This is a genomic window from Pantoea sp. QMID4 (genome assembly GCF_030270445.1).
Taxonomy (GTDB): domain Bacteria; phylum Pseudomonadota; class Gammaproteobacteria; order Enterobacterales; family Enterobacteriaceae; genus Pantoea; species Pantoea vagans.
In genome coordinates this window covers 118,737-132,125 of sequence record NZ_BSXL01000004.1, presented here as the reverse complement: position 1 = coordinate 132,125, position 13,389 = coordinate 118,737, and the positions used below count along the sequence as shown (strand labels likewise).

Sequence of the window (13,389 nt, the reverse complement as noted above, 5' to 3'; positions counted from 1 at the left end):
TGCATCCTTAACTTTCGCGATAGATAGCGACGTCAGCCGCCTCGCCAACCCGCGCAACGCCCCGGTACATGCCTTCGCTGTTGAACGGCAGCGCCACGTTGCCTGCGCGATCGACGGCGATTAAGCCGCCACTGCCGCCCAGTTCCAGCACGCTGTCATGAATAACGTTAACACTCGCCTGCTGCAACGAGCGTCCGGCGTAGCGCATCTGCGCGGCCACATCGTAGGCCGCCAGCGTCCGCATAAAGACTTCACCGGTGCCGGTACAGGAGACCGCCACGCTGTCGTTGCTGGCGTAGCAGCCCGCGCCCGGCAGCGGCGAGTCGCCGACGCGTCCGGCCTGCTTATTGGTCATCCCGCCCGTTGACGTGGCCGCAGCGAGGTTGCCCGCCAGATCCAGCGCGACCGCCCCGACAGTGCCGAACTTACGATCCGGGTCGAGCGGGTCGTCGCTATGTACGGCACCATCATGGTCCAGCACCGTGGTATCGCTGTTGAGCGCGCGCTGCAGCTGCTCCCAGCGTTCCGGCGTTGAGAAGTAGTCAGGCGCGACCGTTTCCAGCCCCTGCGCCACGGCAAACTGCTGCGCGCCTTCTCCGATAAACAACACATGCTCACTTTTTTCCAGCACGGCACGTGCCGCCAGGACCGGATTACGTAATCGCGTTACACCTGCGACCGCGCCGACATCCAGCGTGCGGCCATCCATAATGCAGGCATCGAGTTCATGGGTGCCCTGATGGGTGAAGACCGCGCCTTTGCCCGCGTTAAACAGCGGACACTCTTCCAGCAATCGTACGGCCTCGGTTACCGCATCGAGTGCACTGCCGCCCTGGGCCAGTATCTGCTGACCCTGAGTGACAATATCGTGGAGCGCCTGACGGTAGCGTTGTTCCTTTTCAGCGCTCATTGCTGCGCGCGAAATCGCACCTGCGCCGCCGTGAATGGCGATCACTGCATTGACCATAACGCTCTACCCTGTGATTACATCAGGACGAAAAACACTGATTTAGAATGATTTTCACCCATTTTGGTGATTTTTGACTATAGAAAGCCTGCTAAGTGTTGTAAAGCGGAAACTGTTCCTGTGGTTATAACCTTTTCTTACCGCCATATTTCACTTTGGTCGCAATGACCGGCAGGTCAGGCCGACGCCGATGTGACTCAGCGGCCAATTCCCACCATAATAGGCAGCATCTGAAATAACCAGGCTGGACTGTTCATGGAAAGTTTTACTGCAGGTTTGATCTCCCTTGAGGAGGCACAACAAAAAATGCTGTCACAGCTGACGCCCATCACCGACTCACTGAGCGTGTCGCTGGCCGAGGCTGTCGGGCGCATCACCGCAACCGCGGTCACCTCACCGATTGCTGTGCCACCCTTTGATAACTCCGCGATGGACGGCTACGCCGTCAGGCTTGCCGATGTCAGCAGCGGACAGCCGCTTTCCGTGGCAGGAAAGGCCTTTGCTGGCGCACCGTTCAGCGGTGAGTGGCCGCAGGGCAGCGTGATTCGCATCATGACCGGTGCGCCGGTACCTGCAGGCTGTGAAGCGGTAGTGATGCAGGAGCAGACCGAAACTCAGGGCGATGCGATTGTCATTGCCGCGCCGGTGCGTCAGGGACAGAATATCCGTCTGACCGGCGACGACATTCAGCCGGGCCACATGGTGCTGGAAGCGGGAACGCGTCTGGGTGCCGCCGAGCTGCCGCTGCTCGCCTCACTGGGTATCGCCAAGGTTAGCGTGCTGCGAAAACTGCGGGTCGCTATCTTCTCCACCGGTGATGAACTTCAGCCAGTTGGCGAGCCGCTGGCAGACGGCCAGATATATGACACCAACCGTTTTGCAGTCTCGCTGATGCTGCATAAGCTGGGTTGCGAAGTCATCGACCTTGGCATCATCAAAGATGATCCCATCGCGCTTCGCGCAGCTTTTGAAGAGGCCGATCGGCAGGCCGATGTGGTGATCAGCACCGGCGGCGTTTCTGTGGGTGAAGCGGACTTCACCAAAAGCATGCTGGAAGAGCTCGGTGCCATCAGTTTCTGGAAGCTGGCGATCAAGCCCGGCAAGCCGTTTGCCTTTGGCCGCCTCAACAGCAGCTGGTTCTGTGGCCTGCCGGGCAATCCGGTTTCCGCCGCCGTCACTTTCTATCAACTGGTGCAGCCGCTGCTTGCCACCCTCACTGGCCAGCAAAAATCCGCCTTGCCACCCCGTCAGAAAGTGCGCTGCGCCTCGCGACTGAAAAAGTCACCGGGTCGTCTCGACTTCCAGCGTGGCATCCTGCGCCAGAACGCAGAGGGTGAACTGGAGGTAGAGACCACCGGGATGCAGGGTTCGCACGTCTTCAGCTCTTTTGCCCAGGCGAACTGCTTTATTGTGCTGGAACGGGATCGCGGCAACGTGGAATCGGGTGAATGGGTTGAGGTGGAACCGTTCAACGCCCTGCTGGAGGCGTAAATGCTGCCTGAATTAAGTGATGAGGAGATGCTGCGCTACAACCGGCAGATTGTCCTGCACGGCTTTGATTTTGACGGGCAGGAGCGGCTGAAAGCCAGTCACGCGCTGGTCGTCGGGCTGGGCGGGCTGGGCTGCGCCGCTGCGCCCTACCTTGCTTCTGCCGGCGTCGGCAGCCTGACGCTGCTGGACTTTGATACCGTGTCGCACTCCAACCTGCAACGGCAGATCCTGCATCATGACGGGGATATCGGCCGCGCCAAAGTGGACTCTGCCGCACAAAGCCTGGCCGCCATCAATCCACATTGTCAGTTGCACTCTGTTAATGGACAACTGGACGATGCGGCGCTGCTGGCGCTGATCGTCCAACAGCAGGTGGTACTGGACTGCACTGATAACGTCGCGGTGCGTGAGCAACTCAATCGACTCTGTCGGCAGCAGCGGGTACCACTGGTTTCTGGCGCCGCGATTCGGATGGAAGGTCAGATCAGCGTATTCAACTGGCAGCCTGGCACACCCTGTTATCGCTGCATCAGCCGCCTGTTTGGCGAACAGACCCTGAGTTGTGTGGAGGCGGGCGTCATGGCTCCGCTGGTTGGCGTGATTGGTGCGATGCAGGCGATGGAAGCGATTAAAGTGCTGACGGCATTCGGCAACCCCGCCACCAGCCGGTTGCTGATGTACGATGCGATGAGCGCCGAGTTCCGCAGCATGAAAGTATCACAGGACGCGCATTGTGAAGTGTGTGGCGGTGGGGCTTAACATCAAAAGCAATACATCTGCTCCATGAAGCCAGCGCTGTTTTGAACTCTGCCTGCTTTAGGGAACACGGTCAGATTGTAAAGTCGCTTAGACCATCCCTGGGCGCTCTGCCCGCGCGATTACGCACCTCATCCCTGAGGTGCGCCCGTTGCCGGGCCAACGCGTTGCGTTGTTCAAAAACGCTCCCGGCGTTTTTGTCCATGGCGCGGGACGCTTTCCTCCTCTGACCGTGTTCCCTGCGCCTTGAACATTTGCGTTGCAGCCAAATTCACTCAAATTCACTCTGAACTGGCTTTACCTGAAGGGCCTGCGTTGAGCCCCAAAACCACGCTCAATCCACTTACAGACAGCTCAAAACTTAAAGCGATGGGAGCATACGCCTGTAGCAAAGCATAGCGGGCCAGGGATGGCGTCCTTTGCGTCTTTGCGAAAGGCGTATGCTCCCTGAAGCCCACACAGTAGTGACGTTTTACCTGCTTAGGGAACACGGTCAGATCGGAAAGTCGCATAATTCATCAATGGCCGCTCAGCCCCTGGGGCATAAAAAAACGGGGTGGCCTGCGCCACCCCGTTTTTATCAGACGATACCCTGACTCCGCAGGTAATCTTCGTAGTTACCAGTGAAGTCCACCACCTTGTCTGCTTTCAGCTCAATCACGCGGGTTGCCAGCGAGCTGACAAATTCGCGGTCATGCGAAACAAACACCAGCGTACCTTCATACATTTCCAGCGCCATATTGAGCGATTCAATCGACTCCATATCGAGGTGGTTGGTCGGCTCATCCATAATCAGGATATTCGGTTTTTCCATCATCAGCTTACCGAACAGCATACGACCCTTCTCACCACCGGAAAGCACTTTGGCCGGCTTCTTAATATCATCCTGCGAAAACAGCAGACGACCGAGAATACCGCGAATGGTCTGCTCATCATCGCCCGGCTGTTTCCACTGACTCATCCAGTCAAATACCGTCAGGTCATTGGCAAAATCATCGGCGTGATCCTGAGCGTAATAACCAATACGCGCATTCTCTGACCATTTAACCGTGCCATTATCTGGCGTAAGCTGACCCACCAGCGATTTCAACAGTGTTGACTTACCAATACCGTTGGCACCGATTACCGCCAGCTTCTCGCCCACTTCCAGCAGCAGATTTAAATTCTTAAACAGCGGACCGTTATCAAATCCTTTGGTTAATCCTTCCACTTCCAGCGCATTACGGAACAATTTCTTGTCCTGCTCAAAGCGGATAAACGGGTTCTGACGACTGGAGGCTTTCACTTCATCCAGTTTAATTTTATCCATCTGCTTAGCACGTGAAGTCGCCTGACGTGATTTAGAGGCGTTGGCGCTAAAACGACTGACGAACGATTGTAAGTCAGCAATCTGCGCTTTCTTCTTGGCATTATCAGATAACAGACGTTCACGTGCCTGCGTTGCCGCGGTCATATATTCGTCATAATTACCGGAATAAACCCGCAGCTCGCCATAATCCAAATCGGCCATGTGGGTGCAGACCATATTGAGGAAGTGACGGTCATGCGAAATGATAATCATGGTGCTGTCACGCTCGTTCAGCACCTGCTCCAGCCAGCGAATCGTATCGATGTCCAGGTTGTTCGTCGGTTCGTCGAGTAACAAAATATCGGGATTAGAAAAAAGCGCCTGCGCCAGCAGCACACGCAATTTAAAGCCCGGGGCGATTTCGCTCATCGGGCCATAATGCTGTTCAACCGGAATGCCGACGCCGAGTAATAATTCACCGGCACGCGACTCGGCGCTATAGCCATCCATCTCACCGTAAAGCGCTTCAAGATCGCCGACTTTATACCCCTCTTCTTCGCTCATTTCTGGCAAGGAATAAATGCGGTCGCGCTCCTGCTTTACTTCCCATAATTCATGGTGGCCCATGATAACGGTGTCCAGCACGCTGAATTGTTCAAAGGCGAACTGATCCTGACGCAACTTACCAATGCGCTCGTTGGGATCGTAAGAGACGTTGCCGCCTGAAGGCACCAGATCGCCACCCAAAATCTTCATGAAGGTGGATTTTCCGCTGCCGTTCGCACCGATTAAACCGTAACGATTACCGCCGCCAAATTTAACGGAGATATTTTCGAACAGTGGCTTGCTGCCAAACTGCATGGTGATATTGCTGCTAACTAACACGGCATTGACCTTTGTGAAGAGAATGGATGAAAAAACGGCGGCTATTATGCCAGATGTGACGCAGCGCACGCCAGCGTCAGGCGTGGATTCCTGGCGGGGTGATTGATATCCCGACAGAAATAAAAAAGCCGGAGGACCATAATGGCCCCCCGGCTCCCACTTACAAGGATTGTGTTGATCAGTCGATCAGGAAACTGTCCAGGCTTTTACCGGAATCCAGCGCTTTTTTAATCGCTGCCGGGGTGCGGCCCTGACCTGTCCATGATTTCTGCTCACCGTTTTCATCGGTGTAGGAATATTTAGCCGGACGAGGCGCACGCTTGGTACGTTTTTTTCCGCTTTCCAGCGCACCTAATAATTCATTAGGATCGATACCGTCAGCCAGCAGCATTTCGCGATATTTAGACAGTTTTTCTTCTTTTTCGCGATTCTGCGTCTCTTCCGCTTCTGCTTCTTCGCGGCGCTCAGTAACAACAACGGTTAATTTTTCCAGGATCTCTTCAAGATCGGTCAGTGGCAGTTCACGAGCCTGGGCACGTAATGTGCGAATATTGTTCAGTACTTTAAATGCGTCACTCATCACAATGTCCTTGATTAAGGGGGGTTAATAAAACTGTAGCGCCAAGATTACCTAATTCAAATAAAAAAATAAATTATTTTTACGCTACAGATAATTCTTAAGTATTAATTCAGATAAAACAGCACTATTAAAATCGGCTGTGCCTGACGTTTATTAACGCTGAATTAACAACAAATCGTGCTCAGGCTCCATTGTTGAAAACGATTTCAGCGGTTTTATACCGAAAGCTGACTGTTTACCTTATCCACTAAAGTGGGTTTTTACAGCATCATTATTTACGGATGCGGACCTGGCGATAGCAGATTTAAAACGTGCTTTGATCGCGATCTCAGTCACACCAGCTTACAGATTATGCTTAAAAATCGTCCTCCGGGCCGTTAAATAGCCCAAAATAATTACCGCGCTGGTGAATTTTTAATAATGCCCGCCGCCCTCTGTTAACTTTTTTTTCCGCTGCGTTTAGCAGCAGAGTCAGATTATTCGCAGTGCCCTCAGCTGTGCAATAACAGTTCAGCCTGACGCAGGCAAAGGAATAGTTGCGCCCGGCTTACCAGCCTGCTCATGAGGCGACTTAAAAACCCGCTCTGGAAATAAATTCAGAAAGGTGACCGAGTTCAAAAAGCGGAATCAAAATGGGACAGCAACATAAAAATAACGCTGCTTCGCGACTGCTGATAATAACCCTGTGCTCATCACGCGTTTATTTTCTGCTGCCTGTGTCGGGCAGAGCGGCGGTGAGACACCTGGTTATTCAACAGGTTAGATAATCATCAATCGCCGGGAGAGGCTGTCAGCCTCTGACGTAATGCTGACAGGAAGAAAGATTAAGGGCGGTTACTGCACAGAGGCAGCGACCGCCAGAGGACTAATCTGCCTGGGTGGCCGGGCCAAATACCGGATATTGCGGCATCTCCACGTTCTGGTACGTTTCCCAGCCGCCACCCAGCGCTTTATAGAGCGCGACTAAATCAAGGGCACTCTGCATCCGCGCCTGTGTCGCCTGCTCCTGCGCCTGCGCCAGCTGACGCTGTGCATCCAGCACCTCGAGGAAGGTTGAAAGTCCCTGCCGGTAACTGTCGCTGGCAAGATCAAAGGCGCGCTGAAGGGCACCGGTCGTCTCATCCAGCGCAGTAACACGCTGCTGATCGGCGCGATAGCTGACCAGCGCATTCTCCACATCCTGCAACGCCGTCAGCACCGTCTGACGGTAATCCAGTGCGGCGCTGGCCTGCTGCGCCCGGGCGAGTTTCACGCTCGACACCAGCTGTCCACCCTGGAAAATCGGAATCGACAGCGACGGACCGTAACTGTAGAAATGGCTGCTCCAGTTATCCAGATAGCTGACGTCGGTATTGCGCACGCCCAGCTGACCTGTCAGTGACAGGCTCGGGAAAAGCTGCGCCACTGACACGCCAATCTCTGCGGTCTGAGCATGCAGCATCGCTTCAGCCTGACGAATATCGGGACGACGACGTGCCAGCGTGGAGGGAATACCCACCGGGACAAACTGCGGTAGCGGGGGTAATGCTTTTGGCGTACTGAGTTCAGCATCCAGTGCTCCCGGTGTTTTACCAAGCAGCACCGCCAGCCCATTCATCGCCTGTCGTGCCTGTGACTGATACTGCGGCAGTTGCGCCTGCAGCGTGCTGAGCTGGGCTCGGGCATTTTCCACATCGGTCAGCGGTGCCAGACCATTTCGCTGCTGACTTTGGGTCAGCTCGGTGGTTTGCTGCGCCACCTCAATCTGCTGCTGCAGCGTCTGAATGGTGCTCTGCGCGCCTCGCAGCTGCAGCCAGGCTCGCGCCACTTCGGCCTCCAGTGAGACTAGCGCATCATTGCGCTGCTCTATCGCCGCCTGCTGCTGGGCATTGGCGGCCTCGACCTGACGGCGCACTTTGCCCCACAGATCAAGTTCCCAGCTGGCATCAAAGCTGCCCTGATACAGATTAACCGGCTGGGTCAGGCCATTAAGCTGGCTTGCCACATTGCTGTCGAGCTGATCGGTCGCGCCATTGGATTCCAGCAAGCCTTTAAGTCCGAGCTGCTGACGCGTCACTTTGGCCGAACCGTTCAGACTCGGGAACAGACTCCCCTGCGCCTGCGTCAGCTGTTCACGCGCGCCAGCAATGCGCAGTACCGTCTGCTGCAGACTCAGATTGCCCGCAATCGCCCGCTCAATCAGGCTGTCGAGCTGTGGATCGTTGAAGCTGCGCCACCAGCGGGAATTAATTGCGGCAGTTTGCGGTTTTGAAGCCTCTTGCGAATCCAGGGTGTTGTAGCTGCCCGGTACGGCGGGTTTCGGTGCCTGATAATCAGGTCCGACGGCGCAGCCTGCCAGCCCAAGGGCCAGCAGTAAACTCAGAGGTTTCAGGCGATGAGAGAAATAAACCTTCATGTTAGTGTGCTCCTGCACTGCCTTCGCTCTTAATCGGCGATAGCAGCCAGCAAAATGGAATCAGAATCAGGGCGACAATACTCAGGCCTGAGAAGACATCGATGTAAGCGAGGATGCGCGACTGCGCAATCATCTCCTGATAGAGCTGTCCGGTTGCCAGCGTAACGGGATCACCCACCGCCGAGGTAAAATCACGTATCGCCTGCGCCCAGTGCTGAAGCGTAATGTTGAACGGCTCGTTCAGCGGCGTCATGTTATGCACCATATGCGCTGAACGTACCTGTTCACGCTCGGTGATGGCCGCGGTCGACAGCGAGATCCCAATCGATCCGGCCACGTTTCGGAACATGGTAAACAGCGCCGAGGCGTCAGCATTAAGCCGCTGTGGAATGGTGACAAAGGCGATAGTGGTCAGCGGGACAAACAGGAAACCCAGCCCGATGGACTGTGCGCTGCGCATCAACACCAATGTTTTAAAATCGACATTGGGCGTTAAGGTGGAGGAATAGAGAAACGCCACGGCCAGACAGCTGAAGCCAAACGCGATAATGTATCGCGTCTGTACAATCGGCATCAGTTTCAGCACCAATGGAATCGTCAATACAATCAGCACTGCGCCAGGCGACAGCACCAGCCCTGACCAGGTAGCGGTGTACCCCAGATCCTGCTGCGCCAGCTGTGGCAACACCACGGAGCTGCCATAGAGAATCATCGCCATCCCTGCCATCAGCAGCCCAGCCACCCAGAAATTGCGGTCTTTCATCACCAGAATATCGACCACCGGTTTACGGGCATACATCAGCCAGTAGATGGCCCCGACGATACCGACCAGCGCAAGCACCGCGAAAAGTACGATAAAGTGTGAAGCGAACCAGTCCTCATCTTCTCCACGATCCAGCATCACCTGCAGGCAACCCAGCCCCAGCGTAATCAGACTGATACCGATGTAATCGATCTTCAGTTTGCCTTTGGCCCATTTACGCTCCCACGGTGGATCTTCCAGCAGCTGATAAATGGCCAGCACGGTCAGCACACCGACCGGAATGTTGATAAAGAAGACCCAGCGCCAGCTGTAATTATCAGTAATCCAGCCACCTAATGTCGGGCCAATGACCGGCGCGACAATAATCGCGATAGAGGAGAGACCAAAGGCCTTGCCGCGATCTTCCGGCTTGAAGTAGTCCAGCAGTACGGACTGCTGAACCGGCTGCAACCCGCCGCCAAAAAAGCCCTGCAGCACGCGGAACAGAATGATTTGCCAGAGTTCCGTGGCAATGCCGCACAGAAATGAGCAGATGGTGAACATCACGATGCAGATCAGGAAAAACTGTTTACGGCCAAACAGCCGGCTGAAGAATGCAGAGATAGGCAGCACGATGCCGTTTGCCACCAGATAAGAGGTCAGCACCCAGGTTGACTCATCGTAACTGGAGGAGAGCGAACCGGCGATGTGCGGCAGCGCCACATTAACGATGGTGGTGTCGAGAATCTCCATAAACACCGCCAGCGTTACCGTGATCGCCACTAACCACGGATTACTGGCGGGTTTCCAGCTCTGCGCCGTACTCATTCCACGGTTACCTTCGGTTCAACCGAGAGACCCAGCGGCAGCGGATGGTTCGGATCAAGGCCCTTATCAATAACGATTTTTACCGGCACGCGCTGAACGATTTTCACATAGTTACCGGTGGCGTTTTCTGACGGGAAGGTCGAGAAGCGCGAACCGGAACCCATCTGAATACTGTCAACATGCCCTTCCAGCTTCATATCCGGCCAGGCATCGACGCTGATATCCACTTTGTCGCCCGGATTCATACGTTGCAGCTGAGACTCTTTGAAATTCGCTGTGACCCAGATCTCAGGTGAGACCAGCGAGAACAGTGAGGAACCAGCCTGCACCAGGGTGCCCAGCTGAACGTTACGTTTAGTAATAAACCCGTCATAAGGCGCACGAACCTGGGTATAGGAGAGATTCAGATCGGCTGTACTTAACTGCGCTTTCGCCTGCTCAACCTGTTGCTGACGCGCTTCAACATTGGTCTCCTGCTGGCGAATCTGCAGGGCAACCTGTGACGCGACTTCAACCTGCGCTTTCGCGCTTTGTAACTGCGCCTGCGCCGAACGTAACTGCGCGGACGCGCTGTCAATATTACGCTGACTGGTCGCACGCGGGTCGACGCCACGCTGGCGACGATAATCCGCCTGCGCATTCAGCAGGTTCGCCTCTGCTTTCGCCTGGTCCGCCAGCGCCTGGTCGCGCTGTGCCGGATACTGTACTTTTGACAGCGCCAGCTGTGCCTGCGCCTGATGCAGCTGTGCGACCGCTAAACCAAGCTGCGCATTAGCCTGTTCGCGCTGAGCACGATTGTCGCTGGGATCGATTTCCACCAGCAGATCGCCCTTCTTCACCCGCTGGTTATCTTTCACCAGCAGCTTCACGACATAGCCGGACGCTTTAGGCGCAATGGTAACGGCATCGCCTTCGGTAAAGGCGTCATCGGTGGTTTCAATATTGCGGGTTGAGAACCAGAACCAGAAGCCGACAATCAGCATAATCACCACCACCACCGCCAGAATAATCAGCGGCTTTTTACCGGGGCGTTTACGCTCAGGCTGCTGGTCGTTGTCCTGATTTTCCTCTGACTGACGGCTTTTATCCGTCGCGTTATCTGCGTCCTGCTGGTGTTGATCGCGTTGGTTATTCTCGCTCATAGTTCCCATCACTGGCTAAGGCCCTGATTCCGGGCATAAAGGTCATGTTAACCTTATCTCGGAAATTGACAAAATCCAGTGCAACTTTACGAAACCTGAGGAATGGCGCACATCCTGCCACTTAATGTGGCGTAGCAGGATGCGTCCGGGCTAAGGGAGTAACTTTAACAGCAGCCAGCCGCTGGCCATTGACCAGGCCAGCAGAGGAAGGGAAAAGAGATGGAATTGCCACCAGATAGCTTTATCTTTCGCCATGCGCAGGGCAATCAGGTTAGCAAGCGATCCCGGCAGCAGACCGAATCCGCCGATGTTGACGGCCCAGGCGAGCACATCCGCAGGCGGTACTTTTTGCAGCAGCAGAATCGTTGCCGGGACGTTGCTGATCACCTGAGACAGACCAATCGCCAGCAGATAGAGCTGTCCCTGGCCGAAATGCGCCACCGCATCGAAGTGCGCCTGCATTACCGGCAGACGCGTCAGCAGGAAGATGTCAATAAACATGGCGATAAACACCGCCAGCAGGCTCCAGTCGATGCGCTGCAGCACGGGACGTGCCATCACCAGGAAAGTGGCGAGGATCAGTAGCAGTATCCAGCCGGTGATCTCCAGCTCCAGACCGGCAATGAACAGCAGGTACAACACGACGCTGACGATAAACAGCGGCTTCTGCCACTGCGGCTGTTCCGGGTTGTCATGCTTATCAATCGACCGCTTTGAGAAGCTGAACCAGGTTAACACCACCAGACTCAGCAGCAGCCACGCGGCCAGCGGCAGCATCTGCACGATAAATGCCACCACGCTCAGCTTGCCGTGGCTCCACAACAGAATGTTCTGCGGATTGCCGACCGGCGTCAGCAGCGATCCGGCATTAACCGCCAGCGCCTCAAAAATAATCAGTCGCGAGATAGGTAAACGGGAGAACTTACGCAGCGTCAGCGTCAGCGGTACCAGAATGAACAGCGCCACATCGTTGGTCAGAAACGTAGAGAGCAACGCCGCAGCCAGCACCATAAAGAGTGCAAGCGCGCGTTCGTGCCGGAAACGCGCAACCAGCCGTCCCCCCAGCACGTCAAAGTAGCCGCTGGTTTCCAGCCCTTTGGTCAGAATCAATAACCCGGTGAGCGTAATAATGGTATGCCAGTCTACGGCACCGGACAGATCGGCCCAGCGGAAATCCGCCAGAAATGCCAGAACTACACCCATCACGATTAATAAATGCAAAACAGAGTCATGCAAAAAAGATCGAAGCAGTTGAGGCATGGTGAGGGTACGCCTTAGCGTTAACGGGTTTCGGAGAACTTCTTAAATACAGCCAGCGTTTCATCACTGACGTGATGCTCAATACCTTCTGAATCGCGTCGGGCTGTTTCGGGACTAATGCCTAACGCCAGCAGAAAACTTTCAACAATATGATGACGGGCGCGGCTCTCTTCTGCCAGCTTCTCGCCTTCGCTGGTCAGGAAAACACCGCGGTAAGGCACCTGCTCAACCAGCCCGGCACTGCCAAGCCGCTTCAGCATTTTCGCCACGGTAGGTTGCGAAACGCCCAGACGGGCCGCCATATCGACCTGACGCGCTTCGCCAAATTCACCAATCAAATCAGAGATTAACTCAACGTAGTCATCAATTAATTCCCGACGATGCGCTTCACGCACCTGCCGAAAACCTTCGACATGCTCTTCAATATCTTTCAGTGGTCCTTTTGGCGCAGAAACCACGCTTTTAGCACGACGACTCATTCAGCTTCCTCATTATTATTTCCCGTACTGACACTGCTATACGGATTTAGCTGCACTCATTGTAAACCAGCCGCAAAGAAGCTCAAATTTTTCGTCATTAGGCTTGGCTAAACAATATAGCCAGTGCTATATTTGTTGATAATGTAAGCAGCAAAAAAATGGGATCCTGATTGATCCTCTGTTGCACCGGTGTGATGACATTTCTCACCGCTGGCTGCTGACTACCGCGTTGACAATGATTGGGAGGTGATTCTATGAGCACCCTGAAATGTTGCTTAGATTGCAGCAAATGCTTCCAGGCTGAGAAAAAAACAACCACGGAGATGAAATCCTGGTTGTGCCTGCTGACGCGTTCCCCGTTCACACTGCGTCTGATGTTGATTGAAAAGCTGCTGGGCCATAAGCCTGCCGATCGTCGCTGCCAGAATCTGATCTGGCGCGGCTAATCCAGATTCAGCGCCTTTCAGCCAGCGGCTGAGAGGCTCACTCCCCTCTTTCTGCATCCCTTTATCTTATTTACCCACGAAACCTGTATGCCTTATGGCGTTAACGGCTAAGGCTGGTTATCAACTGTTG

Annotated in this window: 11 protein-coding genes; 3 read left to right on the top strand and 8 right to left on the bottom strand. The window is 54.7% G+C overall.

Annotated features, from left to right (window positions below):
• Positions 1-7: 7 nt before the first annotated feature.
• Complete coding sequence (locus tag QSK07_RS10365; protein WP_285720750.1) at positions 8-967, bottom strand: isoaspartyl peptidase/L-asparaginase family protein; 960 nt, start codon at positions 965-967, stop codon at positions 8-10.
• A 255-nt stretch (positions 968-1,222) separates the two neighbouring features.
• Here QSK07_RS10365 and moeA point away from each other — a divergent pair, with 255 nt between their 5' ends.
• The gene (gene moeA / locus QSK07_RS10360; protein ID WP_285720751.1) at positions 1,223-2,458 is read left to right on the top strand and encodes a molybdopterin molybdotransferase MoeA; all 1,236 of its coding nucleotides are present in this window, start codon (positions 1,223-1,225) and stop codon (positions 2,456-2,458) included.
• Positions 2,459-3,217, top strand: a complete 759-nt coding sequence (moeB, locus tag QSK07_RS10355) for a molybdopterin-synthase adenylyltransferase MoeB (RefSeq protein WP_285720752.1) — start codon at positions 2,459-2,461, stop codon at positions 3,215-3,217. It abuts the gene before it with no gap.
• A 577-nt stretch (positions 3,218-3,794) separates the two neighbouring features.
• On the opposite strand, the gene QSK07_RS10350 is transcribed toward moeB, so the two are convergent.
• The 7 genes from QSK07_RS10350 to mntR form a co-directional block, all read right to left on the bottom strand.
• Positions 3,795-5,387 (bottom strand): ABC-F family ATPase, encoded by a 1,593-nt coding sequence (locus QSK07_RS10350; RefSeq protein ID WP_033782451.1) that lies wholly within the window; start codon positions 5,385-5,387, stop codon positions 3,795-3,797.
• 178 nt (positions 5,388-5,565) lie between these two features.
• The gene (locus QSK07_RS10345) at positions 5,566-5,967 is read right to left on the bottom strand and encodes an H-NS family histone-like protein (protein WP_003850507.1); all 402 of its coding nucleotides are present in this window, start codon (positions 5,965-5,967) and stop codon (positions 5,566-5,568) included.
• Positions 5,968-6,832: 865 nt separating this feature from the next.
• Positions 6,833-8,362: an efflux transporter outer membrane subunit gene (locus QSK07_RS10340; protein ID WP_285720753.1), complete on the bottom strand. Its 1,530-nt coding sequence runs from the start codon at positions 8,360-8,362 to the stop codon at positions 6,833-6,835.
• A gap of 1 nt (position 8,363) precedes the next feature.
• Positions 8,364-9,932 (bottom strand): DHA2 family efflux MFS transporter permease subunit, encoded by a 1,569-nt coding sequence (locus tag QSK07_RS10335; RefSeq protein ID WP_013357256.1) that lies wholly within the window; start codon positions 9,930-9,932, stop codon positions 8,364-8,366.
• The gene (locus QSK07_RS10330; protein WP_285720754.1) at positions 9,929-11,074 is read right to left on the bottom strand and encodes an HlyD family secretion protein; all 1,146 of its coding nucleotides are present in this window, start codon (positions 11,072-11,074) and stop codon (positions 9,929-9,931) included. The genes QSK07_RS10335 and QSK07_RS10330 overlap by 4 nt, the downstream gene beginning before the upstream one ends.
• Before the next feature lie 150 nt (positions 11,075-11,224).
• Positions 11,225-12,334, bottom strand: a complete 1,110-nt coding sequence (locus tag QSK07_RS10325) for an SLC13 family permease (RefSeq protein ID WP_285720755.1) — start codon at positions 12,332-12,334, stop codon at positions 11,225-11,227.
• 20 nt (positions 12,335-12,354) lie between these two features.
• Positions 12,355-12,813 (bottom strand): manganese-binding transcriptional regulator MntR, encoded by a 459-nt coding sequence (gene mntR, locus QSK07_RS10320; protein ID WP_003850512.1) that lies wholly within the window; start codon positions 12,811-12,813, stop codon positions 12,355-12,357.
• A gap of 254 nt (positions 12,814-13,067) precedes the next feature.
• On the opposite strand from mntR, the gene QSK07_RS22840 reads away from it, so the two are divergent.
• The gene (locus QSK07_RS22840) at positions 13,068-13,259 is read left to right on the top strand and encodes a hypothetical protein (protein ID WP_033782439.1); all 192 of its coding nucleotides are present in this window, start codon (positions 13,068-13,070) and stop codon (positions 13,257-13,259) included.
• Positions 13,260-13,389 lie beyond the last annotated feature (130 nt).